Raw genomic sequence first — 22,756 nt, forward strand, 5'->3', positions numbered from 1 at the left:
CATTTTATAGTTTGCAAGTTTCCAGATAAATTCAACCGCTTGTAAAATCAACAAATCATGATAATAAAAAAGCCGAGAAACATTTGCTTCTCGGCTTGTTATTGATAGCTAATAATTAAGCGTCTGCTTGTTTATCTGCAACTTCCGCATCCGCATTCGGCGTATCTGTCGGTTGCTGCTCTACGTCCGGCTTTTCTGCGGTACTAGAATCATTTGACGAACTATTATCGTTCTTATCATTCCAACCTGCCGGCTCGCCAACCGGACGGCGATTCATTAAATCATCAATTTGTTTGCGATCTAACGTTTCATATTTTAACAATGCGTCTTTCATCGCATGTAAAATATCCATATTGTCTTCTAACGTTTTCTTCGCGCGCTCGTAGTTACGATCAATGATTTTACGCATCTCTTGGTCAATCAATTTTTGCGACTCTTCCGATACGCCTTTGATTGCCCCCATACCGTCTTCATTTTGATAGAACAACGGACCTAACTCTTTAGAGAAGCCCCATTGGGTTACCATTGCACGAGCAATTTGCGTTGCACGGTGAATATCCGAAGACGCACCAGTGGTAATTTTATCTTCACCAAAAATAAGTCCTTCGGCAATTCGTCCTGCAAATAAGGTTGAAAGCTGGCTTTCCAATTTGGTAAAGGTTTCACTTACACGGTCACCTTCCGGTAAGAACTGCGCAAAACCAAGCGCTTGACCACGAGGCACAATGGTTACTTTATTGAGCGGATCGTGCTCAGGCATTAAATAACCGACAATAACGTGACCGGCTTCGTGATAAGCGGTATTCATCAATTCTTTTTCGGTCATCGTATTTGAACGACGCTCCGGTCCCATATTAATTTTATCGCGTGCTTTTTCAAAGTCGTCCATAGTTACGACACGTTGGTTTTTACGTGCGGCAAATAATGCGGCTTCATTAACTAAGTTTGCTAATTGGGCACCTGAATAACCCGGTGTACCACGTGCGACCACCATTGGATCAACATCCGGTGCAAGCGGCACTTTTTTCATATGCACTTTCAAAATTTGCTCACGACCTTTCACATTCGGTAAATCTACCGTTACTTGACGGTCAAAACGTCCCGGACGAGTTAACGCATCATCAAGTACATCCGCACGGTTAGTCGCTGCGATAATAATCACACCTTCTGAGCCTTCAAAACCGTCCATCTCAACTAACATCTGGTTAAGGGTTTGTTCACGCTCATCATGGCCACCGCTAAAACCGGCACCACCACGTTTACGACCAACAGCATCAATTTCATCGATAAAAATGATACAAGGTGCATTTTTCTTCGCTTGTTCAAAAAGATCACGCACACGAGAGGCACCGACACCGACAAACATTTCTACGAAGTCAGAACCCGCCATAGTAAAGAACGGTACACCCGCTTCACCGGCAATTGCTTTCGCCAATAATGTTTTACCCGTACCCGGAGGACCAACCATTAAGATACCTTTTGGAATACGTCCACCTAGTTTTTGGAATTTACTCGGATCTTTTAAGAAGTCCACCACTTCACCGACTTCTTCTTTAGCTTCATCACAGCCTGCAACATCGGTAAAACGTGTTTTAACTTGCTCGGCAGTCAGCATTTTTGCTTTACTTTTACCAAAGCTCATTGCACCACGACCGCCACCGCCTTGCATTTGGCGCATATAAAACACCCAAAAGCCAATCAGCATTAACATCGGGAACCACGAAATAAAAATCTGAGATAACAAACCGCGACGTTCTTCCGGCTGACCGGTAACCGTTGCATTTGTTTTTGCCAGATCCGCCAATAAGTATTCATCATACATCGGCATCACGGTTTGATATTGCGTACCATCATTTTTAGTAACAGAGATAGTTTCATCGTTACGTTTGAAATCCACTTCTTTCAGATTATTCGATTTGATATCGTTTAAGAATGTTGAATAAGCAACCGTATTATTGTTACCAAAGTTTGAGTTAAAGCCCTCAAAGGCAGTCATTAAAACAACTGCAACCACTACCCAAAGGACAATATTTTTAACCATATCGCTCAAGGTTAATTTCCTCTTTTAGAATAAAAAAACTTGTTATGTCGCTTGATAACAAGTGGTCGAATTTTGCAAATTTTTTGCAATTTTTAACCGCTTATTAGCCTTTATAACCCGTTGCAACAATATAAACTTCTCTTGAACGATCTCGAGAAGCTTCAGGTTTACGCACTTTCACAGTGCTAAACATTGCACGAATATCTCTCAAATAATCATCAAAGCCTTCGCCTTGGAACACTTTAACGACAAAGCTACCTTTAGGTGCAAGTACCTGACGGCACATATCTAAAGCCAGTTCTACTAAATACATTGCTCGCGGAATATCGACTGACGGCATACCACTGAAATTCGGAGCCATATCTGACATTACCACATCCACCATATCATCACCGACACGCTCTAACAGCGCATTCAGTACCGATTCTTCTCGGAAATCGCCTTGTAAAAAGTCCACGCCGACAATCGGATTCATATCCAAAATATCGCAAGCAATAATACGACCTTTACTGCCGATTTGTGTTACCGCATATTGTGACCAACCGCCCGGTGCCGCACCTAAATCCACCACGGTCATCCCCGGTTTGAATAAGCGATCGGTTTGTTGAATTTCATCTAGTTTAAAATAAGCGCGTGAGCGTAATTTTTGTTTATGTGCTTTTTGTACGAACTGATCTTTAAAGTGTTCTGCCAGCCAACGCGATGAACTCGCACTTCTTTTTCTGCCCATTAAAATAAATCTCTTTCCTGCCTTTTAAAAAATCTAGTTTACCATAATAAGGGCAATTTGGCGCTATTCAAGAGCGAAAAGAGAAGTAAAGTTAAAATTTTGTAATAAGCGGTCGATTTTTGTCATTTTTTACAAAAAACAATCAACCGCAACCGTTTGCGCAAAATTCAATTTTACAACTTTGTAAAACACCTGTATAATTCGCCCGCAATAATTTCTAGACAGCAATTTTATTTTATCTTTTAAGGAACTATTGCAAATGGCATTACGTATCAAACAAGAAGCCCTTACCTTTGATGATGTTTTACTCGTCCCAGCACATTCTACAGTGCTTCCAAATACCGCAGATCTTTCAACTCAACTTACCAAAACGATTCGTTTGAATATCCCAATGCTTTCAGCTGCAATGGATACCGTTACCGAAACCAAATTAGCGATTTCTTTAGCGCAAGAAGGCGGTATCGGCTTTATTCATAAAAATATGTCCATCGAACGCCAAGCGGACCGTGTACGTAAAGTGAAAAAATTTGAAAGCGGTATCGTTTCTGAACCAGTTACCGTATCACCGGATCTTACCCTTGCCGAACTTGCCGAATTAGTAAAGAAAAACGGTTTTGCCGGCTACCCTGTTGTAGATGGTGAAGATAACTTAGTTGGTATCATTACCGGTCGTGACACTCGCTTTGTAAAAGACTTAAGCAAACCTGTCTCTAAATTAATGACACCTAAAGATCGCCTTGTTACCGTAAAAGAAAATGCAACTCGTGACGAGATCTTAGAATTAATGCACGATCGCCGTGTTGAAAAAGTACTTGTGGTTGATGACAACTTCAAACTAAAAGGCATGATCACAGTTAAAGACTTCCAAAAAGCGGAACAAAAACCGAATGCGTGTAAAGATGAATTCGGTCGTTTACGTGTCGGTGCGGCTGTTGGTGCTGGCCCTGGTAATGAAGAGCGTATTGATGCGTTAGTAAAAGCAGGTGTGGACGTGCTATTAATCGACTCTTCACACGGCCACTCTGAAGGCGTATTGCAACGTGTACGTGAAACACGTGCAAAATATCCTAATTTACCAATTGTTGCTGGTAATATCGCAACTGCTGAAGGCGCAATCGCACTAGCGGATGCCGGCGCAAGTGCGGTGAAAGTGGGTATCGGCCCGGGTTCAATCTGTACTACACGTATCGTAACCGGCGTGGGCGTACCACAAATCACTGCGATTGCAGAAGCAGCAGCGGCATTAGAAGGTCGTGGTATTCCGGTAATTGCCGACGGTGGTATCCGCTACTCTGGCGATATTTCAAAAGCAATCGCAGCGGGCGCAAGCTGTGTAATGGTTGGCTCTATGTTTGCCGGCACGGAAGAAGCACCAGGCGAAATCGAACTTTACCAAGGCCGTGCATTTAAATCTTACCGTGGTATGGGTTCATTAGGTGCAATGAGCAAAGGTTCTTCAGACCGTTATTTCCAATCAGATAACGCTGCGGATAAATTAGTACCAGAAGGTATCGAAGGTCGTATCCCTTACAAAGGGTTCTTAAAAGAAATCATCCACCAACAAATGGGTGGTTTACGTTCTTGCATGGGCTTAACCGGCTCGGCAACTATTGAAGATCTTCGTACTAAAGCACAATTCGTACGTATCAGCGGTGCAGGTATCAAAGAAAGCCACGTTCACGATGTAACGATTACTAAAGAAGCACCTAACTATCGTATGGGTTAATTCTTAGGCTATCTTGTGTGGTATCATCAGCTCCGCTGTGGAGCTTGATATTACAAATAAACAAGAGCTACAAAGTAGCTCAGCTATGCGTAACCTAGGGCAAATTGCCCTAGGTTTTTATAAAAAAGAGAACTTAAATGAACAACATTCACAATCATAAAATTTTAATTTTGGACTTCGGTTCACAATATACGCAATTAATCGCACGTCGTGTGCGTGAGATTGGGGTTTACTGCGAGCTTTGGGCGTGGGACGTTACCGAAGAACAAATCCGTGAATTTAACCCGACCGGGATTATTCTTTCAGGTGGTCCTGAAAGTACCACCGAAGAAAACAGCCCTCGTGCACCGGAATATGTATTCAATGCAGGCGTACCGGTATTAGGTATTTGCTACGGTATGCAAACCATGGCGATGCAATTAGGCGGTTTAACTGAAACTTCTGATCATCGTGAATTCGGCTATGCTTCCGTTGATTTACAAGCAACTGATGCGTTATTTGCAAAATTAAACGATAATTTGACCGCTTCTGAGCCGAAATTAGACGTTTGGATGAGCCACGGTGATAAAGTAACTCGTTTACCACAAGGTTTCCAAATCATTGGTGTCACACCAACTTGCCCGATTGCAGCAATGTCGGACGAAAGCCGCCGTTTCTACGGTGTACAATTCCACCCGGAAGTAACTCACACGAAAAGCGGTTTAGAGCTATTAACTAACTTCGTAGTAGGCATTTGTGGTTGCGAATGTAAATGGACAGCAGAAAACATTATCGAAGACGCTGTCGCTCGTATTAAAGAGCAAGTAGGCGATGACGAAGTGATTTTAGGCTTATCAGGCGGTGTGGATTCATCAGTAACCGCACTTCTTCTACATCGTGCAATCGGCAAAAACTTACACTGCGTATTCGTAGATAATGGTTTACTTCGTTTAAACGAAGGCGATCAAGTGATGGAAATGTTCGGCGATAAATTCGGTCTAAACATCATTCGTGTAAATGCCGAAGATCGTTTCTTAGATGCATTAAAAGGCATTGATGAACCGGAAGCAAAACGTAAAACCATTGGTAAAGTATTTGTCGATGTATTCGATGATGAATCAAAAAAACTGACATCAGTAAAATGGTTAGCACAAGGCACAATCTATCCTGACGTTATCGAATCGGCAGCAAGCAAAACCGGTAAAGCACATGTGATTAAATCTCACCACAACGTAGGCGGCTTACCGGATTATATGAAACTCGGTTTAGTTGAGCCGTTACGTGAATTATTTAAAGATGAAGTACGTAAAATCGGTTTAGCACTTGGTTTACCGGCAGAAATGCTAAATCGCCACCCATTCCCAGGTCCTGGCTTAGGCGTGCGAGTATTAGGTGAAATCAAGAAAGAATACTGTGATTTACTCCGTAAAGCAGATGCAATCTTTATCGAAGAGCTATACAAAGCGGATTGGTATTACAAAGTAAGCCAAGCGTTCACTGTATTCCTTCCGGTGAAATCGGTGGGTGTAATGGGTGACGGTCGTAAATACGACTGGGTTGTTTCACTCCGTGCAGTAGAAACTATCGACTTTATGACCGCACATTGGGCGCATTTACCATACGATTTACTCGGTAAAATCTCAAACCGCATTATCAATGAAGTAAACGGCATTTCCCGCGTGGTATATGACGTTTCAGGCAAACCGCCAGCGACGATTGAGTGGGAATAAAAAACCTGCTTTTCAGTTGATTCTAATTCATTTCAAAAATAGCTCAAAGCCCTGTAATTACAGGGCTTTTCTATTTCACATCATTTCATAGCATTTCGTAGCAGTTTATTTTTCTTTCGGTAAATTTGACGGTATAGCCTTGCTGTTGTCGATAGAAGAACGCAAATACCGTCAAATCCATGACGGTAGAATACTACTGCTTCCCAACACTTTCTTTTCCCAACTCATAATACTCTTTTATTGAAGTGCCATAACCGTCTTTAGTGGTTGTGCCATTTTGGGCAAATTTGATTGCGTTGCCGACACCCTTGAGATGTGCAGCGAATAAAAGTCCTGCTTTATGTGCTGCACTGCCTTGATAAACGCCTTTTGCTTCCATTGTACGAGCATTGCGGTTCATCAGTTTAATAACAGCATCATCTTGAATCATTTTTGAATTCAAAAAGGCAGACTTTCCGCCGACTAATACCCAATTATCTGCATTTGCCAGAAAAGCTCTGTGCTGAACAGCATTTGCACCACTGGCAATACCCGGTTTTGTTTTAATTGCTGCTGCATATTTATCTTTTTGAATCAAACCAACATCTACTAACGCCGCAGCACCGAATTGATAAGCACCTAAATAGCCATAGCTATTTTCTGCCGTATAATCTCCGCCACTCTCACGCTTGGCCAGTGCTTGTAATAACATTTTGGTTTGATTCAAAGTGAGTCCTTTTACTGTATTCCCTTTTCCAATTGACTTTAAAGCTAAATCAGCAATTTGTTTTGCCATTTTAATTAAACTCATTTTTACCACCTTTTTGAGATTAATAATGTTTTTTGGCAATCAATCTATAATTGGGTTCAGTTTTTATCCTTTCCTTAAATAATTGACACAAAAAAAGCGAACCTTTCGGTTCGCTCTTAATATTATCGACTCGTTATTAGCAATCTTGTTTGCCGTATTGCTCTTGGCGTAGTAATTCACGTACGCTTTCATCAAATTGGCTTAATACTTTATCTGCATCTGCCGCATCTTTACCTTTCGCATCTAAGTAGAACTTAATTTTCGGTTCTGTACCTGACGGACGAGTAATTAAACGGCTGCCGTTTTCCAATACGAATACAAGAATGTCGCTTTGACGATCTGTTTTTGTATGGTCAATTAGTTGAGCCACGCTGAAACCACCGATTGCACTTGGTGGGTTGTTACGTAATGCCGTCATTAATTTACCGATTTCGGATAAATCGCTTACACGAATTGAAATTTGACCGCTTACATAAGCACCGAATTCATTATTGAAATCGTTGATTGCGTCTTGTAACGTTTTGCCTTGTGCTTTTAAGTTACGGATAAAATCTAAGAATACAATAGCCGCTGAAATACCGTCTTTATCACGTACTTTATCTGGGTCAACTAAATAGCCTAACGCCTCTTCGAAACCGAATAATAAACCATCTACTTTACCGATATATTTAAAACCGGTTAAGGTTTCTTCCGATTGTAAACCGTATTTTTTCGCAATTTCAGCTAATGCAGGTGAAGACACTAATGAACAAGCTAATACGCCTTGTGTGCCTTGTGCATGGTACTGTTTAGCTAAATACCAACCTAATAAGCAGCCTACAACGTTACCGTGTAAACCTTTCCAGTTGCCTTGCGCATCCGGCATTGCCACCGCTAAACGGTCTGCGTCCGGGTCGTTTGCAATGATAAATTCCGCATTTTTCTCTTTCGCTAATTTAATCGCTAAATCTAATGCACCTTTTTCTTCCGGGTTCGGGAAGTTAACGGTTGGGAAAGAACCGTCCGGTTGAATTTGTTCTGCAACGAGATGCGGCTGCGGTAAACCGGCTTTTTCTAATGTTTTGCTTAATACTTCATAACCAACACCGTGCATTGCGGTATAAACATAGTTAATCTCTGCTGCCGGCTCTTTCGCTAATGCAGCTGTTTTTGCGATATATGCTTCTACGATTTCATCATCTAATACAGTAAAGTCTTGGCTACGTGGTAGATCCGCGATATTACCTGCCGCCACTTTATCAATTAACGCTGCAATATCTTTATCCGCAGGCGAAACAATTTGACCGCCGCCGTTTGCCTTACCTAAATAAACTTTATAACCGTTATCTTCCGGTGGGTTATGGCTTGCGGTTACCATGACACCCGCTGTGGTATCAAAATATTTAATTGCATACGCAAGCACCGGTGTTGGTAATTTACGAGGTAATAAGTAAGCTTTGATACCTGCACCCGCCATAATTTCTGCCGTATCACGTGCAAATACGTCTGAATTTTTACGACCATCATAACCAATAACAATTGAAGGTTCTTTATCATAGCCTTTCAAGTAATCCGCTAAACCGCCGGCAGCTTGAGCCACTAATACTCGGTTCATCCCCATAGAACCTGCTTGTAAACGGCCACGTAAACCTGCCGTACCAAACTGTAAACGGCCGTCAAAACGTGCTGTTAACTCTGCTAATGCTTTTTCATCGCCTGCTTGTGCAGCTTCAATCAGTTGAGCTAATTCAGCACGAGTTTCTTGATCCGGATCTTGTGCTAACCAGTTTTGCGCAATAGTAAAAATTGTACTCATAGCAATTCCTTAAACTAAAAAATAATGAATGAAAACGTGTATAGCCTATCTGAAAACAGTATAAATAAAAATGATTTATTTCATCTTTTTAGCAAGTTTGTGATCTATTTCGCAAATAAAAATCAAGCAAACGGTTGCGACTATCTAAATGAAAAATAAGCTTTTTTCGCATTAATCAGATTTTATACAGTCGGAAAGGTAATTTGTCTATTATGCCATTTTTTCACACGGAAAGACATTTGTTATCTTCCTAAACAAGCGGTCAAATTTCAGCTAAATTTTGCAAATTTTTCACAAAAAACGACCGCTTATCAGCTGACACAAATCCTTATTGTAAACTTTTTAAAATTAATAGATAAATTTCTCGGATAAGGTCAGAATGCGCTCCTTTCTAGTTATTTTGAAATTTTCTTTCCGTCTAAATACGTTAACGACTATGTTTAATTTTATCCCAAAAGTATTGAATAAATCCTTGCGTAAAATCATCAACGCATTAAATCGCCAACGTTTACAAAATCACTCGATGTCGGTACTGTCTATTAATTGTAACGGTGCATTTATCTTACATGAATTAGGTGAGCAATTCCGTTCACCATTTGTTAATTTATATCTTTCACCGGCAGACTTTCTAAAATACTTAAAAAATATGTCGCATTATATGCAAGCGGAGCTCACTTTTTTAGCCACGGAAAAACGTTATCCGGTGGGTAAATTAGATGATCTCACCATTCATTTTATGCACTATCATTCCGAACAAGAAGCGGCAAGTAAATGGGCGGAACGTACCAAACGCATCAATTTAGATAACCTGTTTGTGATGATGACCGACCGTGACGGCTGTACTTACCAAGATTTGCAAGAATTTGACCGCTTACCGTTTAAAAATAAAGTGGTATTTACTCACAAGCCTTACCCGGAATTAAAATCAGCTTTATATGTGAAAGGATTCGAAGATAAACCACAAGTCGGTGATTTATTTGAGTTTTCCGGTTGGAATGGTAAGAAGTATTACGATCAACTGAATTATGTGAATTGGTTTAACGGGAAAGGATTCTAGTTTATGTTTAAGGTTTATGGCTTAACCGTAGATAATCAAACACGCTGTCAGCATTATCATTCTGTGCTGGATATTATCGCCATTAAATTCAAATGTTGTGATAAGTTTTACCCGTGTTATCAATGCCACCAAGCCTGTGAAACTCACGCTATTGAACGTTGGCAAGCAACTGAATTTGATCAACCGGCGATTTTATGCGGTAACTGCCAACAAACTTTGACCATTCAGCAATATATGCACGTTACACATTGTCCTTATTGCCGAGCACAATTCAATAGTGGCTGTCAGAAACATTATTCGATCTATTTTGAAGTGTGAGCCTAAAGCCCACGGGATACTCGAAGTAGTATGGATATAAATAGAAACAAGCGGTCGAATTTGCAGAAAATTTTGCAAATCCGACCGCTTGTTACATATGTATATGAAGTAGCTAAGAACTATTTTTTCTTAGTTGGGCGTTGCCAGCCTTGGATATGGCGTTGTGGTACACGGCTAATCACTAACTCGTTTTCCGCCACATCTTTGGTAATAGTTGCACCCGCACCGATAGTTGCACCGTCTGCGATAGTCACCGGTGCGACTAATTGGCTATCTGAACCGACAAACACATTGTTGCCGATAACCGTTTTGAATTTTTTTGCACCATCATAGTTACAAGTGATTACACCTGCACCGATATTACAATTGCTACCTACTTCCGCATCACCGATATAGGTTAAATGGTTTACTTTAGAACCTTTACCTACTTGAGCATTTTTAATCTCCACAAAGTTACCTACGTGGGTTTCTTCCGCAAGATTTGCGCCCGGACGTAAACGAGAGAACGGACCGATTTGTGCCGCTTTACCCACTACTGCATCTTCAATCACAGAATATGGTTTGATTTCTACATCATCGCCAATTTCACAATTTCTAAGTACACAACCCGCACCGATACGAACACGATTACCCAGTTTCACTTCACCTTCGATAATTACGTTCACATCAATTTCCACATCTTTACCGTGTGTTAAGCTACCACGAATATCAAAACGAGCTGGATCAATTAAGCGTACACCGGCTAACAGTAGTTTTTCAGCTTGTGTTTTTTGGTAGAAACGCTCTAATGCCGCAAGTTGTAAACGGTTATTCGCCCCTTCAACTTCCATAAATTCACTTGCTTGTACCGCTTGAACCTTATAACCATCTTGGTTCGCCATTGCGATCACATCGGTAATATAGTATTCGCCTTGTGCATTATTGTTATTTAAATTACCAAGCCATTTTTTGAAGCTTGCACCGCTTGCAACCATTACACCCGTGTTTACTTCACGGATTTTTAATTGTTCCGCATTCGCATCTTTTTGCTCTACGATCGCAACTACAGAACCGTTTTCACGAATAATACGTCCATAACCAGTCGGATTTTCTAATTCAACAGTTAACAACGCGATTCCATTTTCTGGTTTTGCTGCAATTAAACGTTCTAAGGTTTCTTTAGTGATTAATGGCGCATCACCGTAAAGCATTAAGATATTCTCATCATCAGCAAAGAATGGCGCTGCCTGTTGCATTGCATGACCTGTACCTAATTGCTCTGCTTGTAATACCCAGTTTACTGGCTCAGAACTTAAGCGTTGTTGTAATAATTCCCCACCGTGGCCATAAATTAAATGAATTTGTTTTGCATCGATCTGCTTCGCTGTATCGATAACATGTTTAACCATTGGCTTTCCTGCAACGGTGTGAAGCACTTTGGGTAAATCAGAATACATACGAGTACCTTTACCCGCAGCTAAAATTACTACGCTTAGTTGAGTCATTGTGTAATCCCTTAATGAATTAAATAAATACTATAATATTGTAATAGAAAAATGTAATAAACAGAATGGGCGATATTAATTAGGGCACATTTTGCTTAGTTTACTTTTATTGGATACAAATTCATCCAATTAGTTCGAATTTCTTTGCAATATTTCATCAATTATAATATATAAATAAAAAGCTCCGACCACAATGGACGGAGCCCTTCATTACTTACAATTACGCATTTGCGTGTTCAATTTTTTCCACGTTTTCTTTAGCGTATTTTTCTTCATCAAACTCGCGCAGCGGTTTGTGTGATTCACCTAAGAAAGTATAAATTACCGGCAGAACGAATAAAGTAAATAGTGTACCGATACTTAAACCGGCAACAATTACCATACCCATACTGAAACGGGCAATCGCACCTGCACCTACCGCAAAGAGTAATGGAATTAAACCTGCTACCATTGCTGCGGTTGTCATCATAATAGGACGTAAACGAATTGTCGCCGAATGAACAATTGCCTCAAAGCGAGATAAACCATTATTTAACTGCTCTTCTTTTGCAACTTCACACATTAAAATACCATGTTTGGTAATTAAACCGACTAAAGTTACTAAACCTACCTGCGAATAAATATTCAATGTTGCACCTGCTTTTCCTGCGATGCCAAGTATATTTAGAACCAATAATGCGCCACTTAATGCTAACGGTACAGAAACTAAAATTACCATCGGATCACGCCAAGATTCAAACTGAATCGCGAGTACGAGATAAATGATAATTACCGCTAAAGCAAAGGTCATCACCATCGCATTACCTTCTTGAACATACTGACGAGCTTCAGATTTAAAGTCGTATTGATATCCCTTAGGTAAGCTGCGATCAAGCTCTTCTTTAGCCCAATTAACCGCATCCCCGATCGAGCTTGATACCACGCCCGAAATCGTTGCGGAATTTAATTGGTTCATACGTGGTAACGCTGCCGGCTCTGTCGATAATTCAAGTGTGACAAACGAACTTAGCGGAACCGATTCACCACTTGCCGTTGTAACATAATAATTTACTAAATCTTGTGGATTTAAACGATCTTTACGGATAGCTTGCGATACAATCGGATATGCGCGAGAGTCAATATCTACACGTGTAATAATCGCACCGGATAAGTACGCACCTAACGTACCACTCACTTGTTGCATCGTTACCCCATAAGTCCCCATTTTCTCACGATCAAATTTCCATTTCATCGTTACTGTATTAAATTTCAAATCAAGACTTGAGAAGAAGAATTGACCTGAAGCTTGTGCTTTTTTCAGGAACTCTGTTGCTACATCCGCTAACTTAGTATAGTTATCTGCGGTGGTAATCACTAATGAGAACGGTAAACCATTTTCCCCCGTCGAAATTTCAGGGAATGCAATCGCATTAATATCCATACCAACAACATTTTTGGCAATCGCAGAAACATCAGCTGCAATTGGCGCACGTTCACGCTCACGATCATTCCAATCTTTTAATGAAATAATTGATAACGCACTATTTGCACCATTAAAGCCTGACACGGTCATCATTGATGACACCTCCGGTATTTTACCCACTTCTTCATTAAATTTTTCTGTCGCGGCTTGCGTATAATCTAAGTTAGTATTTGACGGGCCATTACCGATACCAACCACGAAACCACGGTCTTCTGTTGGTGCAACTTCACTTGAAAGTGATGTCAATAAAGTTGGTAATACGGCAAAAATCCCCAATGCGAAAATCAATACGAACCAGCGCATAGCCATTACACCTCTCAACATATTGGTATAACAACTGGTCATTTTGTCTAACATCGCATTGATACATTTTGAAAAACGACTTTCGTGCTCTTCATTATGTTCTTTTAATACTCGGCTAGACATCATTGGTGATAAAGTCAATGCCGCAATACCTGAAATAAATACCGCACCGGCTAAAGTTAATGCGAACTCTTTAAATAAAGAGCCTGTTACACCATCCATTAACGCCATTGGAGAATATACCGCCCCCAGCGTAATCGTCATCGAAATAACCGGAATAGCAATCTCACGCGTACCGATAATAGCCGCATCAAACGGTGATTTCCCCTCTTTTACATGACGTTCTACGTTCTCAAGTACAACGATCGCATCATCCACCACTAATCCGATTGCAAGTACTAATGCTAATAGAGTCAATAGATTGATTGAGAAACCAAACATCTGGAGTAAAAATAATACCCCGATCAATGAAATCGGAATGGTGATAATTGGTACAACCATTGCACGTAATGAACCTAAGAAAAGGATAATTACGACTAATACGATTACGGTTGCTTCACCAATGGTCTTAATTACTTCATTAATCGAGCTATTAATCGCAATGGTTTTGTCATATAAAATCTGACCGCTCATTGATGATGGTAAGTTTTTGGTAATTAATTCAAATACCGGATAAATGTCTTTCGCTACGGTCAATGAGTTTGCTGTCGTTGCAGCACTCACCGCTAATACAACCGCTTCCTTACCGTCTGCAACTACTCGAGATGCGTCTTGGTATTTATCTAACTCAACCTTTGCAATATCTTTAAGTTTAACAATACGACCGTCCGATGTTGTTGAAATCGTAACGTTTTCTAACTCTTCAACTGACGGCGTACTTGATTCCACCTTGTTTTTATAAACAGTATAGTAACCGTTCGCATTACCCGCAGCAGTATTTAAGTTATTCGCGCTTAGTGCTGATAATACAGCCGCACCAGAAAGGTTATTACCCGCCATTTTTTCAGGATCTAACCAAATGCGTAAACCGAAAGTTGCCGCACCAAAAATATCTACGCTTGAAACACCGTTTACTGTAAAGAATTGTGGTTTTACCACACGGTTAATGTAGTCGGTAATTTGTGAAGGATTTAATTCATCCGATACAAAACGAATATACATTAACGCATCATTTGAACCTGATGATACGCTAATAGACGGGTCATCGATCCCACTTGGTAAATTTGCACGAATTGCATTCACCTTCGCAGAAATATCCGCTAACGCCATTTGCGGGTTAGTATTTAACTTCATTTTAATCGTGGTAGTTGATGTACTCGGACTACTCGAAGAAGTTACATAGTCGATATTATCCGCTTGCGCTACCGCCTCTTCGATTTGAGAAGTTACCAACGCTTGCATCAAGCTTGCATCCGCACCTGAATAGTTAACGTTAACAGTTACGATCGAAATTGTCATTTCAGGATATTCACGAACTTGCAGTTTATTAATAGATTGCAAACCTAAAATAGTAATCAGCAAACTAATACAAACGGCAAGTACCGGACGTTTAATAAAAATATCAGTAAATTTCATTGATTACCTCAATTAAAGTCTACTTTCTTTAGCAGGTTGAGTAACACCTACCGCCTCTTGTTCAGAAACAATCACAAGTGCGTTATTACTTAAACGTTGGAAGCCACCGGTAACAATTAAGTCGCCTGCTTTAGCCCCTTTAGCTAATTGTGCATAAATACCACTACGGTCTAATGTTTTCACTTCAACCTGTCTCGCACGGTACATTCTATTCACATCCAATTTAGGATTTTGCTCCGCCATTTTTGCAACCAATTGTTTATCTTCGTCAGAAAGCGGTTGTAATACGTACAGCGTTTCACCATACATTGTGTAAGTGACAGCAATTTGTGGCACAACAATTTGTTGTTTCTCGGTCGGTAACGCAACATTAAGACGAGTAAACATACCGGATAAAAGTTTACCTTGATTTTCGGTAATCACCGCTTCTACATTAATTAAGCCGGTTGTATGGTCCACGGCAGGATCGATTGCTGCAATATTTGCCGGGAATGTTTGTCCGGGTAACGCATCAACTACTGCCGTTACTTTTTGTCCTACGCTAATTTTTTGTACGTCCGTTTGCGGTAAAGTAAAGCGAACTTTCATTACACTTTGATCTTCAACACGCACAATTTCCGTACCCGCCGGGATGTATTGCCCTACGTTTACATTGACAATACCGGCAATGCCACTAAACGGTGCATAAATTTTACGACGACCGATAGACGCTTTTAATGACTCAATATTCGCAAGTAATTGGTTATAAGTTGATTGCGCATTATCTAATTCCGCTTTTGATGCACTATTTGATGCCACTAAGTTGCGGAAACGATCGTAATTCGCTTTTGCATTTGGTAATTGCGCTTGCGCTGCACGTAGAGTCGCTTCTTCAACGGCACTATCAAACTCTACTAATAAATCGCCTTTATTTACTCGCTGACCAGAACGCACGTGTACTCGAGTTACTGTACCTGTTGCTTCTGCACTTAACATAGCACCTTGATTTGGACGAATGTATCCCACAGCGGCAATACTCGGTGTCCACTCTTGTGGCTCTACTTTCATCGCAGTAATTTCACTTACGGTTTCCGGCATATTAGCTGCCGCTTCGGCTTTTTTACCCGCAATAAATTTTTGCATTCCAGCAACGCCACCAAAGGCAACCAGCACTACAGCTAGGGTTGTCACAATTAAAAACTTTCTGCCACGAGAGGGCTTTTGGTTTTCTACTGTCATATATTCTCCATAGACAAATTAACTAAATTTAGAAAGTAATCGCTTTCCAAGTACGTGAAATAATTTCCTCGAAATATTCTTCCGGAACCACGTCTTTCTTGACCTGTTGTAAATACGCAATGTCTGTTGCCGTTCCCATACTCAGGTAATACAACACCTCGTTAGGTAAATCGACAATCACACCTTGCTTTTTACCTTCGTTAACAAATCGGTTCCAAATAAATTCCGGATCATTAATTGTTCTATAAACAATTTCGCTGAAACCAAGCATCGCTTGGTATTGGGACAGGTGAATAGCAATCATGGGGTTGTCAGACAAGAACTGCCACTTTCTAACCCACAGTTGACGATATTGCTTGAAGAGAGATTCGTTTGGATCAAAATCAATGTTGATATAGCAACTATAGCGTTCATACATATGATTGGCTAGCTGGCTCAAAAGCTGATCTTTCGTGCTAAAGTATAAATAAAGCGTACCGGCCGCCACGCCAATTTCTTTCGCTATCTTGCGCATTGATAAATTTTGTAGGCCTTCCTTTGCTACAAGTAACTCCGTTGCCGATAAGATATGATTGATCATATCATTCGGATCAGTTCGTCTGGACATAAAACCTCCCATGTTTAAATCCAATGAACAGTCGTTCATTTTATATTTATTCATTATAATTGAAAAGCAAAATATCTCGGCTGATAAACATTCGAGAAAAATTGACTGAATATTTTATCACTAACTCCTTTTCATAGTGATTTTTTTACTCTAATTTGCAAAAATATGGAAAATCCCACCGCTTATTACTCTCATTTCGGCTAATTTTATGCTACTATTTGGCAAATTTTTCTAACCTATCTTTTTAATATGGCAACTCAATCAAAATATCAAAGTAAACAATTCGATGCATTATCCAGCGACCTTATCGCAACACTTGAAAAACACAAAGCCCCCGTTGATCTTTCATTAATGGCATTAGGTAATTTAATCACGAATATCTTACGTGAGAACGTTCAAACTGATGCACAGCGTCATGCTTTAGCGGATGCGTTCTCAAATGCATTAAAAAATTCTTTAAAAACGAAATAAGTATGTTTGCACGCCTTCGCTCATTATTACCGACCAATTCTCGTCAATACCGAGAAGAAACCTCACAACGCATTACGTGGGGTCATTGGTTTACCCTTTTTAATGTAGTGTTGGCGTTACTTATTTCTTCCCGCTACGCTTTTAATGCCGATTGGCCTAACACGCTATCAGGTAAACTTTACTTTTTTACCAGTTTATTCGGGCATTTCAGCTTTATTGTGTTTGCCTGCTATTTATTGCTACTCTTTCCGCTAAGCTTTGTAATTAAAAATGATCGTACCTTCCGTGGTGTTTCAGTTATTTTAGCTACCATCGGGCAAACCTTTCTTTTAGTCGATACCGAAGTATTTAAGCGATTCTATCTGCATTTATCACCGCTTGTTTGGGACTTATTAGTTAATCCCGAGCAAGGTGAACTTACTCGTCAATGGCAATTACTCTTTGTACCAATGCCACTTATTTTGTTAGCGGAAATGCTCTATTCACGTTGGTGTTGGCAAAAGTTACGTAGCTTTAATCGCCAAAAATGGGGTAAATATGTTGCTTATTTTTTCTTAAGTTGTTTTACCGCGACACATTTAATTTACGCTTGGGCGGATATGACGTTATATCGTCCGATTACCGCACAAAAAGCAAACTATCCGTTATCGCATCCAATGACTGCTCGTACTTTCTTACAAAAGCATGGACTGATTGATCGTGCCGAGTTACAGCAAGAAATTGAAGAAAACGGTCGTTTAGATAGTTTCTATTTAAATTATCCGAAACATCAACTGACCTTTACCAAAAAGCCTCATTCAAATATTATACTGATCAATTTATCAGGATTACGTAATAACGCTATCAGTAGCGAAAATACTCCTGCACTTGCTGAAGTTAGTCGTAAATCATTACGTTTTATGCAACATTACACCAGCGGAGATTCTCGTTCTGCCGGCGTATTAGGGATTTTCTATAGTTTAAGCGGTAAATATTTAGATTCGGTATTAGGTAATAAAGAAGCATCACCACTGATGTTCGCTTTCCGTCAATCCGGCTATCAGTTCGGTTTGTTCTCACATAACGGCTTTGCAGATCCGGTGTACCACCAAGCGGCATTTGCCGGTATTTTGTTACCTGAATCAAAAAATAATCTAGATGCCATTTCACAATGGAAACAGTGGGTGAGCGAACGTGATGTTAATCAGCCTTTTTTCAGCTATTTGGATTTAAATTTACCGCAGGCTAATACCTATGAGCAGCAAACCAAATTACTCGACTGGCAATTTAGTGAAATTTGGTCACAATTAGAAAAGAACGCTTTATTAGCAAATACCATGGTAATTATTACCTCTGATCAAGCTAATCCAACTGATGAAATGAGCTTTACTCAGCAAGATATGCAAGTGCCGCTAATTATCTATTGGCAAGGTGAAGTAAAACAATATGATTTACTCTCAAGCCATTTAGATATTATGCCGACACTGTTAACTCAGTTCTTTGGTATACTCAATCCGCTTAGCGACTATTCACAAGGGATCAATTTAACCGCCCAAAATAATCGTTTATGGGTGTTAGCGTCTAACCATAATTGGAATGTTGCGATTATGCCTGACGGTGAACAATATCATATTGATCGTAAAGGTCATTTTGAGAAATTTAATGCTCAGGGCGAAAAAGAGAAAAGCGATCGTCCGCCTTTACCGCTTTTCTTACAAATGATTCAGCAAAGTAATCAATTTGTAGAAAAATAAGGATTAGAAATATAACAAGCGGTCAAATTTAGCGAATTTTTACAAATTTTTTGCTAAATTTGACCGCTTGTTTTATCTATAGCATTTATGTTTTAAGTATATAAAAACTTAACGCACTATTCTGCCGTTTCATCGTAATACACTTCACCCATCATTAACGGTTTAGCAGTACGTACTAACGCTGCGCGAGTAAATTTGTAATCACCATCTACATTCTCACAAACCATATCAACGCTGATAAAACCGGACGGATGCTCAATAGTTACGACACTGCCGGTATCTTTATAAAGCGGATTCGCAACCGTACCTTCGATATTACACGCTGCAGATACGCAAATTGAACCGGTTACCGCATGGCTTGCATGACATTTGTCCGGTACGAAGTAGCGAGACGTAATATTACCTTTGCCAGCCGGTGCCGATAAAATCCCCATTTTTGGAATCACTTTTTCGGATACATCACCTAATCCCATCATTTCACCCGCTTTACGGCGAATAGGCTCGATAATCTCGAATAACGCACGGTTTTCATCTAATTCCGCTTTGGTTTCTTTACCAGTTAGGCCAAGATCTTGCGCATTAAACAATACCATCGGCATCGCTACATCAATACAAGTCACATTATAGCCGTTGATATTATCTTGTTTATTACCGGTCGGGAAAACTTTACCGGTTTTTGCCCCTTCAATTTGGCTAAAATTCAAATTCACCGGCGAACCTGTTCCCGGTACACCGGATACTTCCGCATTACCCGTATATTTCAATTGTTTATTTGGCGACTCGGCAGAAACTTCGATAATACTGTTGGTATTAACGTTATTTACTACTACGCTCGTGATGCCATCTTGTAATTCAATTAAGCCTTTTTCACTCGCGAAACAAATGATACCGGATAAAATATTACCGCACGAAGGTGCCGTATCCACCACTTTTTGTCCAATACCGACTTGAGCAAATAAATAATCTAAATCAACCCCTTCTTTTTCAGATTTTGAAACGATCGCCACTTTACTGGTTACACTTGTCGCACCGCCCAAACCGTTGATTTGAGTCGGGTCGCCTGATCCCATAATTGCCATTAAGAATTTATCACGTTCAGCTACATCTGCCGGTAAATCATCTTTTAAGAAATACACACCTTTTGATGTGCCTCCACGAATAATCATACAAGGAACTTTTTTCATTTTTTCCACCTTTGCAAAAAAAGTTATGAAATTTGACCGCTTGCTAGAAATAAGAAGCGGTCAAATTTTTGAATTATTTTACTAGCCCAAAATCCCCATACTTTGGAGCATTGACCACCAACCGAAACCGACTGTTACTTGGATAAGTAATGTCACTAACGCACACACGCCACCGGTAATCCAGAATGATTTCACATCGTGATACCCTAAGCCATAGATAACCGCAGCAGGTGCTGACGCATAGTGCGTTACCATACTGCCGTAGCTATTAGAAAATAATAAGCCGAATGCTAAGAATATAGGATCAGCGCCGGCAGCCATACCCACTGCACAAAATACCGGCACCATTGAAGCCACATAAGCGGCACCTGATGCAAACACATAACGTGCTAAGATACTTAATACTAAGATTAAGATCGTCACGACTGTTGGACTGCCTAAATCTGATGGTACTAACTGACTCATTGTGGTTGATAACCAAACAAAGAATTTTGCTTGTGACAACACAGCAGCAATACCTAATAAGCCACCGTACCAAGTCAATGTTGTCCAACCGCCTTTGTTTTTAAGCACATCATCCCAAGACAATACGGATGTAATCACAATCGCCGCCATTGCCGCAATCGCCACGGTAAATTCAGAAAGATTTAATTGTTTTGAGAACACCCAGCCTAACACCGCACTGATAAATACGCCGGCTAGCATTTTTTCTTTCGCCGTCATTGGCCCCATTGCTTCTAAACCTTCACGGGCGATTGTTTTGTTATCGACATTTTTAAGTTCCGGTTTGTAAAGAACATAAGTGACAAAAGGTAAAAGTAATAAAGTTAGTAAGCCGGGAACAGATGCGGCTATAAACCACTGAGTCCAGCTAACATCAATATTTAAAATCGGGCGCATTAACTCAAGTGCAACCGCATTTGGCGCCATTGCCGTTAAGAAAATAAAACCTGTAGTTTTAACCACCATATAAGTATTAAGCAGCAAATAATGTCCGGCCTTGCGAGGTGAAGTTTCAGGTTCTGAACCTAAAGAAACCGCGATAGATTGCATAATCGGTGCAAGAATACCGCCGCCACGCGCCGTTGTTGACGGCATTGCAGGCGAAATTAATAAATCTAACATTGCATTTACATAGCCCAAACGTAATGTTGTGCTACCGAATGCACCAATCATTTTATAAGCGATTCGGCGACCTAAACCGGTTTGTACGAATGCCGCACTCATGGAGAATGCTGCAAATACCAGCCAAGTTGTACCTGATTTATAACCGTCTAATACCGCACCTTGTTTTACTGCGATTTTTGTGCCGTCTGCTAAAACTTCAGCAGGCGTATTACCAATGATAATAGCGGAAATCGCAACGGCAGCTAACAGAAGAGGAGGAGCAGGGAAAGGTTTGATAATGAGAGCAAGAATAGTACCGATATAAACACCTAAAATGTGCCAGCCAAGCACAGATAAGCCTTCAGGCGTAGGGAAAATATAAGTAACTATTGGGCATGCAAGAATAATTACATAGTGCAGAAGTTTTTTCAGGTTCATAAGAAATACCTCATTGTAAGTATAAATTCATATAATCATATATATAACTAGTTGTATTTATACTTGCAAGTACCGATCTCGCAAAAATTTGAGATAAATCATAAAAAAGGGCAAAGATTACTCTTTGCCCATTATTGTTCTATTATTTACACTTTTTTTGCAAAATTTGACCGCTTGTTTAAAGTCTTTCTTAGGTAATAATCGTCTCGTAGTAGAAATCTTCCGCTAGACCATAAGATTCTCGATACTCAATAATGCTCCCGTCCAATCCTTTCGCTGCACGACACACTTTAATCACGGTTTTCTCTTGCCCGTCCGTTAAATAGGTATCGCTATGGCTTAATAAAATCGTCATTTGCTCCTTTGCCGAGACGACTAATTGCCCACATTTCTTAAAATAAAACGGATAAAGCAAGTTCTCAAATTGCTCCGGTTTTACTGAAAGTAATTCACCAAATTTTTCCGGAGACAGCCAAATCTTATCGCTCACAATCACTTTATTATCTACGGAGCGGATACGCTCAAGGTAGATAAGCTCTCGTTCTACCGGCTCGCCTAATAGCTGATTAATCTTCGGGTTTGCTTTTACACTTTTAATGCATTTAACTTCACCGATTGGCGTTTCCGGCTTCCCTTCTTTGGCATTACGTAGATAGAATCGCACAATCGATGACTCAACAAATGCAGGATGTTTTAAGAAAGTCCCCTTACCTTGATGCTTAATCAGCACCCCTTCTTCCACCAAGCCTTCAACCGCTTTACGTACGGTTCCAATGGATACCTCATAAGTTGCCGCCAGTTCTTGTTCACTAGGAATCGCTTTCTCAAAGCTCCAATTATTTTCGGCTAAAAATCTTTGCAATTCGTATTTAATTTGTAGATAACGGGGAATTTTATTTAAATCGACATATTTTTGATCATAGTTAAACATTTATATTTTTCTCTTAAAATCAATTGACTCACTACCGAAAAATAAGTAGTGTTTCGACATATAGTCATCTATATGTT

17 protein-coding genes are annotated in these 22,756 nt (G+C 40.1%); 6 read left to right on the forward strand and 11 right to left on the reverse strand.

Annotated features, from left to right (window positions below):
* Nucleotides 1–115 precede the first annotated feature (115 nt).
* On the reverse strand, nucleotides 116–2,041 hold the full coding sequence (gene ftsH / locus EL121_RS00340; protein WP_039196918.1) for an ATP-dependent zinc metalloprotease FtsH: 1,926 nt from the start codon (nucleotides 2,039–2,041) through the stop codon (nucleotides 116–118).
* A 103-nt stretch (nucleotides 2,042–2,144) separates the two neighbouring features.
* The gene (rlmE, locus tag EL121_RS00345; RefSeq protein ID WP_014991546.1) at nucleotides 2,145–2,771 is read right to left on the reverse strand and encodes a 23S rRNA (uridine(2552)-2'-O)-methyltransferase RlmE; all 627 of its coding nucleotides are present in this window, start codon (nucleotides 2,769–2,771) and stop codon (nucleotides 2,145–2,147) included.
* Between the two features lie 259 nt (nucleotides 2,772–3,030).
* Between rlmE and guaB the strand changes: the two genes are divergently transcribed.
* The gene (gene guaB / locus EL121_RS00350; protein WP_039196920.1) at nucleotides 3,031–4,497 is read left to right on the forward strand and encodes an IMP dehydrogenase; all 1,467 of its coding nucleotides are present in this window, start codon (nucleotides 3,031–3,033) and stop codon (nucleotides 4,495–4,497) included.
* 137 nt (nucleotides 4,498–4,634) lie between these two features.
* A complete protein-coding gene (gene guaA / locus EL121_RS00355) occupies nucleotides 4,635–6,206 on the forward strand; it encodes a glutamine-hydrolyzing GMP synthase (RefSeq protein WP_039196922.1) in 1,572 nt (523 codons plus the stop codon).
* Between the two features lie 193 nt (nucleotides 6,207–6,399).
* On the opposite strand, the gene EL121_RS00360 is transcribed toward guaA, so the two are convergent.
* Together EL121_RS00360 and EL121_RS00365 are read right to left on the reverse strand one after the other, a co-directional pair.
* A complete protein-coding gene (locus tag EL121_RS00360; RefSeq protein WP_039196928.1) occupies nucleotides 6,400–6,996 on the reverse strand; it encodes a lysozyme family protein in 597 nt (198 codons plus the stop codon).
* 136 nt (nucleotides 6,997–7,132) lie between these two features.
* Nucleotides 7,133–8,791 carry a phospho-sugar mutase gene (locus EL121_RS00365; protein ID WP_039196929.1) on the reverse strand — a complete coding sequence of 553 codons (1,659 nt, stop codon included), beginning with the start codon at nucleotides 8,789–8,791 and terminating at the stop codon, nucleotides 7,133–7,135.
* A gap of 436 nt (nucleotides 8,792–9,227) precedes the next feature.
* On the opposite strand from EL121_RS00365, the gene EL121_RS00370 reads away from it, so the two are divergent.
* Nucleotides 9,228–9,848, forward strand: coding sequence for a DUF1919 domain-containing protein (locus EL121_RS00370; RefSeq protein WP_039198988.1), 621 nt, complete (start codon nucleotides 9,228–9,230; stop codon nucleotides 9,846–9,848).
* A 3-nt stretch (nucleotides 9,849–9,851) separates the two neighbouring features.
* Complete coding sequence (locus tag EL121_RS00375; protein WP_039196931.1) at nucleotides 9,852–10,166, forward strand: CHY zinc finger protein; 315 nt, start codon at nucleotides 9,852–9,854, stop codon at nucleotides 10,164–10,166.
* Nucleotides 10,167–10,285: 119 nt separating this feature from the next.
* On the opposite strand, the gene glmU is transcribed toward EL121_RS00375, so the two are convergent.
* From glmU to EL121_RS00395, 4 genes are all read right to left on the reverse strand, one after another.
* Nucleotides 10,286–11,650, reverse strand: a complete 1,365-nt coding sequence (gene glmU / locus EL121_RS00380) for a bifunctional UDP-N-acetylglucosamine diphosphorylase/glucosamine-1-phosphate N-acetyltransferase GlmU (protein ID WP_039196933.1) — start codon at nucleotides 11,648–11,650, stop codon at nucleotides 10,286–10,288.
* A 220-nt stretch (nucleotides 11,651–11,870) separates the two neighbouring features.
* The gene (locus EL121_RS00385) at nucleotides 11,871–14,990 is read right to left on the reverse strand and encodes an efflux RND transporter permease subunit (protein ID WP_039196934.1); all 3,120 of its coding nucleotides are present in this window, start codon (nucleotides 14,988–14,990) and stop codon (nucleotides 11,871–11,873) included.
* Nucleotides 14,991–15,002: 12 nt separating this feature from the next.
* Entirely contained in the window at nucleotides 15,003–16,208 is a 1,206-nt protein-coding gene (locus tag EL121_RS00390) for an efflux RND transporter periplasmic adaptor subunit (RefSeq protein ID WP_039196935.1), read from the reverse strand.
* Nucleotides 16,209–16,236: 28 nt separating this feature from the next.
* Nucleotides 16,237–16,815 (reverse strand): TetR/AcrR family transcriptional regulator, encoded by a 579-nt coding sequence (locus EL121_RS00395; RefSeq protein ID WP_441293532.1) that lies wholly within the window; start codon nucleotides 16,813–16,815, stop codon nucleotides 16,237–16,239.
* 249 nt (nucleotides 16,816–17,064) lie between these two features.
* Here EL121_RS00395 and EL121_RS00400 point away from each other — a divergent pair, with 249 nt between their 5' ends.
* The gene (locus EL121_RS00400; RefSeq protein WP_039196938.1) at nucleotides 17,065–17,286 is read left to right on the forward strand and encodes a YejL family protein; all 222 of its coding nucleotides are present in this window, start codon (nucleotides 17,065–17,067) and stop codon (nucleotides 17,284–17,286) included.
* A gap of 2 nt (nucleotides 17,287–17,288) precedes the next feature.
* Entirely contained in the window at nucleotides 17,289–19,019 is a 1,731-nt protein-coding gene (locus EL121_RS00405; RefSeq protein ID WP_039196939.1) for a DUF3413 domain-containing protein, read from the forward strand.
* Between the two features lie 116 nt (nucleotides 19,020–19,135).
* Here the strand turns inward: EL121_RS00405 and EL121_RS00410 are convergent, their stop codons facing one another.
* The 3 genes from EL121_RS00410 to EL121_RS00420 all read right to left on the reverse strand — a co-directional run bounded on the left by EL121_RS00410 (nucleotide 19,136) and on the right by EL121_RS00420 (nucleotide 22,679).
* Entirely contained in the window at nucleotides 19,136–20,203 is a 1,068-nt protein-coding gene (locus EL121_RS00410; protein ID WP_081978358.1) for a 4-oxalomesaconate tautomerase, read from the reverse strand.
* An 81-nt stretch (nucleotides 20,204–20,284) separates the two neighbouring features.
* Nucleotides 20,285–21,748 (reverse strand): anion permease, encoded by a 1,464-nt coding sequence (locus EL121_RS00415; protein ID WP_039196940.1) that lies wholly within the window; start codon nucleotides 21,746–21,748, stop codon nucleotides 20,285–20,287.
* 190 nt (nucleotides 21,749–21,938) lie between these two features.
* Nucleotides 21,939–22,679 (reverse strand): GntR family transcriptional regulator, encoded by a 741-nt coding sequence (locus EL121_RS00420; protein ID WP_039196941.1) that lies wholly within the window; start codon nucleotides 22,677–22,679, stop codon nucleotides 21,939–21,941.
* Nucleotides 22,680–22,756 lie beyond the last annotated feature (77 nt).

It is taken from the genome of Actinobacillus equuli (assembly GCF_900636745.1).
GTDB classification, from domain to species: Bacteria; Pseudomonadota; Gammaproteobacteria; order Enterobacterales; family Pasteurellaceae; genus Actinobacillus; species Actinobacillus equuli.

Coding starts and splice junctions, on each gene's coding strand:
- guaA (WP_039196922.1), top strand. CDS start 4,635: ATGAACAACATTCACAATCATAAAATTTTAATTTTGGACTTCGGTTCA.
- EL121_RS00375 (WP_039196931.1), top strand. CDS start 9,852: ATGTTTAAGGTTTATGGCTTAACCGTAGATAATCAAACACGCTGTCAG.
- EL121_RS00395 (WP_441293532.1), bottom strand. CDS start 16,815: ATGTCCAGACGAACTGATCCGAATGATATGATCAATCATATCTTATCG.
- guaB (WP_039196920.1), top strand. CDS start 3,031: ATGGCATTACGTATCAAACAAGAAGCCCTTACCTTTGATGATGTTTTA.
- ftsH (WP_039196918.1), bottom strand. CDS start 2,041: ATGGTTAAAAATATTGTCCTTTGGGTAGTGGTTGCAGTTGTTTTAATG.
- rlmE (WP_014991546.1), bottom strand. CDS start 2,771: ATGGGCAGAAAAAGAAGTGCGAGTTCATCGCGTTGGCTGGCAGAACAC.
- EL121_RS00405 (WP_039196939.1), top strand. CDS start 17,289: ATGTTTGCACGCCTTCGCTCATTATTACCGACCAATTCTCGTCAATAC.
- EL121_RS00390 (WP_039196935.1), bottom strand. CDS start 16,208: ATGACAGTAGAAAACCAAAAGCCCTCTCGTGGCAGAAAGTTTTTAATT.
- EL121_RS00365 (WP_039196929.1), bottom strand. CDS start 8,791: ATGAGTACAATTTTTACTATTGCGCAAAACTGGTTAGCACAAGATCCG.
- EL121_RS00360 (WP_039196928.1), bottom strand. CDS start 6,996: ATGAGTTTAATTAAAATGGCAAAACAAATTGCTGATTTAGCTTTAAAG.
- EL121_RS00385 (WP_039196934.1), bottom strand. CDS start 14,990: ATGAAATTTACTGATATTTTTATTAAACGTCCGGTACTTGCCGTTTGT.
- EL121_RS00420 (WP_039196941.1), bottom strand. CDS start 22,679: ATGTTTAACTATGATCAAAAATATGTCGATTTAAATAAAATTCCCCGT.
- EL121_RS00410 (WP_081978358.1), bottom strand. CDS start 20,203: ATGAAAAAAGTTCCTTGTATGATTATTCGTGGAGGCACATCAAAAGGT.
- EL121_RS00370 (WP_039198988.1), top strand. CDS start 9,228: ATGTTTAATTTTATCCCAAAAGTATTGAATAAATCCTTGCGTAAAATC.
- EL121_RS00415 (WP_039196940.1), bottom strand. CDS start 21,748: ATGAACCTGAAAAAACTTCTGCACTATGTAATTATTCTTGCATGCCCA.
- EL121_RS00400 (WP_039196938.1), top strand. CDS start 17,065: ATGGCAACTCAATCAAAATATCAAAGTAAACAATTCGATGCATTATCC.
- glmU (WP_039196933.1), bottom strand. CDS start 11,650: ATGACTCAACTAAGCGTAGTAATTTTAGCTGCGGGTAAAGGTACTCGT.